Below are 3,140 nucleotides of genomic sequence, written 5' to 3'. Positions count from 1 at the left end.
TAAAACCGTATAAAGTTTAAAAGAAATTAATGGTTAGGGCGAGGTAAAATCTTAAGGTTAAGTTTATATTTTAAGGCTAAATTTACAACAAGCCGAAGTAATGCAAAACCAGAAAACCAAATTTAGAAAATGACTGCGACTCAGTTAAATATATAAAAATTGACAGGTTAAGCCGTTAAACCTATGTTTATACGAAAATCGTTGATGGATTAACCTATAATTTACCTAGGATTAAACCTTAAATTATGCCAATATGAAGATCATAGAGGTTATAGACTCACAATGAATGAAATTATTATCTGGATACTGATCATACTCTGCCTGATACAGTCCGCTATATTTTCAGGAATGACAATTGGACTTTTCAGCCTTGGTAGACTCAGGCTTGAGATAGAGGCCGAAGCAGACAGCAAAGAAGCTATCAAAATTCTGCAGATCCGGCGGGACTCAAACTTCCTGCTTACGACACTGCTCTGGGGAAACGTAGGTGTAAATGTCCTGATTGCCCTGCTTACAGGTTCCGTACTGACAGGAGCCTCAGCTTTCCTCTTCTCTACTTTTGTAATCACCAGTTTTGGAGAGATTGTACCCCAGGCTTACTTTTCCCGAAATGCCCTTTCAATTGGAGCAAAGTTAACTCCTTTAGTCCGGTTCTACCAGATGCTGCTCTATCCGGTAGCCAAGCCTACAGCTCTTATTCTTGACTGGTGGCTCGGCAGGGAAAAACTTGAACTCTTCAAGGAACAGTCCATGCGGATTATGCTCGAAAAGCATATTGAATCGGGAAAGTCTGATATTGGCACTTTTGAGGGAATCGGGGCTCTGAACTTTCTCTCCATAGATGACGTCAGCATCTCCGATGAAGGCTCGCTAATAGACCAGAGAAGCATAATCTCACTCCCGGTTGAAAATAACCGTCCGGTATTTCCTCCATTTAAAAGAGAACCAGACGATCCTTTTTTGCAAAAGATAGAAGCCTCCGGGAAAAAATGGGTAATCATTACCAACCCTCAGGACGAACCTGTCATGGTGCTTGACGCAGACGGCTTCCTCAGGGATGTGGTCTACAAGAAAGGCCCATTTATTCCGCTTTCTTACTGTCACTTTCCAGTTGTGGTGAGGTCTCCCAAGACCAGGCTTGAGAAAGTAATCAGGCAGTTTAAGGTGTATCCGCAATACCCTGAAGACGATGTGATCGATCAGGACCTTATCCTCTACTGGGACCAGGAGAAAAGAATTATCACGGGTTCGGATATTCTGGGTCGGCTGCTGCGGGGAATTGTAGTGGAGTGTGACCTGAAATCAGGATGCGAGACGCCTGTTCCTCCTTCCCAGCCTGGAGTTGTCAGAAGAAGTTTGAGAAGAGGAAAGAAGAAAGAAAGCGAAGAGCAGAAAAAAGAATAAAAAACCATGCATCAATGAAATAATAAATCTTTTTCGTGATCAAGAAAAAGGATACAGAGTCAATTATATTTTACGGAACTTTTGGTACGCTATCTATTAAAATGATACGCTACCTATTAAAAGTCGAATATCAATTTAAATATTTTAAATAAAGGTTTAAGCATGAAAATATACTGTATCCAGCACGTTGAGTTTGAAACATTGGGAACTATTGTTGAATGGATAGAAAAAAGAAATCACTCTTTATCAATAACACGTTTATATGAAAATCAGAACTTTCCCAGTCTAGATAGGTTCGATCTTCTCATAGTCATGGGTGGACCGATGAATATCTATGAGTATGAAAAATATCCCTGGCTAAGAAAAGAAAAAACATTTCTCAAAGAAGCTATTTCTGCAGGAAAAGCAGTACTTGGAATTTGCCTTGGCGCTCAGCTTATTGCTGATGCCCTAAAAGCCGAGGTATTTAAGAACAATGATAAGGAAATCGGATGGTTTCCGGTATTCAAGATCAAGCAGGAGTCTAAAAACCCTCTGCTAAAAGGCATTCCTGAAGAATTTATCGCTTTTCATTGGCATGGAGACACCTTCGGCCTGCCTGAAGGAGCAATAAGACTCTTTGAAAGTGGAGCTTGCAAAAATCAGGGTTTTATCTACAAAAACAGGGTAATTGGACTCCAGTTCCATCTGGAAATGAGCAACAGAACAATCAGAAACGTTATTGAAAACTGCAGGGATGAACTGATTGAAGGAACATATATCCAGAATGAGGAAGAAATGCTGGATAAAGATTCATTTTTAGCAGAGTCAAAGTTATTGATATTCAGGATGCTGGACAATATTCAGGAGATTGTTAAAAATACCTGAATAATTTTCGATTATCGTTTGCCGTAACTATGTCATATGGATAATGGAAAGAGATTCAAGAATAACATAAATAGTGCTGTGGCATTTGATAGGATAAGAGGAAAAATAAAAAATCAATCTTTGTATGCAGGAAGAGTTCTAACACCTATCTCCGGAAGTGGATAGCCAACAGCGAAATGGTAGAGGTCCTGGAACTCAAGCCCTTTGAGCCCTATAGCTTCATGCAAAGGATCATCAAAGAAACACCCGATCCCACAGCCCCTGAGGCCATATGCTTCGGCTTCAAGATAAAGAAGCTGCCCAAGAATTCCGCATTCCCAGAAAAGGTACGGATATATCCAGGCTCCGAACCTGCTCAGAGGACCTTCGAACTCCGAAAGCATGCAGGCAGTAAAACAGGCATCGGCAGCTTTTCTCTGTGTACAGGAAAGCTGGGCTGCAAAAAAATCCAGAGTTTCTTCCATCAACAGATAAAACTCAAGATCTGATGGGCAATTTTTCGGTTTTTCCCATAAAAAGTCCGACCTGATCGCAGCTTTAAACCTCTCTTTTTCTTCGGGTTTGCGAAGGAAAATATAAAGTCCCGGAAGTAGGTCCTTTACGCGGTTCACGAAAATGAGCAGGTGAGTAAAGGAACCAAACGCAAGCGAATTGAAAATCGGATTGTTTTGCGGAAGGGTTCTTTGCAGCATCGCATAGAAAGTTTCTTTTTCTAGGTATGCGCTGTTATTCATCTCAATAGCACTTCTCCTTCCCCGGATAACTCTGCGCAGAGGAACTGTATCAAGCTCGGACAGGTTCCCGAAGCTGCTGGTTTTTAGTGATGAAGCAGTCTGCAAATAGGATTTTGGTCCTTCATTTGATTCTTC

At 41.0% G+C, this 3,140-nt stretch carries 3 protein-coding genes; 2 read left to right on the top strand and 1 reads right to left on the bottom strand.

Annotation, left to right across the window (positions count from 1 at the left end; all coding sequences use genetic code 11):
* Positions 1 to 282: 282 nt before the first annotated feature.
* Complete coding sequence (locus A9239_RS14470) at positions 283 to 1,404, top strand: DUF21 domain-containing protein (RefSeq protein ID WP_048118838.1); 1,122 nt, start codon at positions 283 to 285, stop codon at positions 1,402 to 1,404.
* Positions 1,405 to 1,566: 162 nt separating this feature from the next.
* The gene (locus A9239_RS14465) at positions 1,567 to 2,271 is read left to right on the top strand and encodes a type 1 glutamine amidotransferase (protein WP_048118842.1); all 705 of its coding nucleotides are present in this window, start codon (positions 1,567 to 1,569) and stop codon (positions 2,269 to 2,271) included.
* A gap of 113 nt (positions 2,272 to 2,384) precedes the next feature.
* Here the strand turns inward: A9239_RS14465 and A9239_RS14460 are convergent.
* Positions 2,385 to 3,140, bottom strand: a 756-nt coding sequence (locus tag A9239_RS14460) for a SagB/ThcOx family dehydrogenase (protein ID WP_141706479.1), incomplete at its 5' end; no start/stop codon positions are given.

This window comes from Methanosarcina sp. A14 (assembly GCF_001729375.1).
GTDB classification, from domain to species: Archaea; Halobacteriota; Methanosarcinia; order Methanosarcinales; family Methanosarcinaceae; genus Methanosarcina; species Methanosarcina barkeri.
Note: the sequence above shows the minus strand (reverse complement) of the source record. Positions and strands in the feature narration are given on the sequence as shown.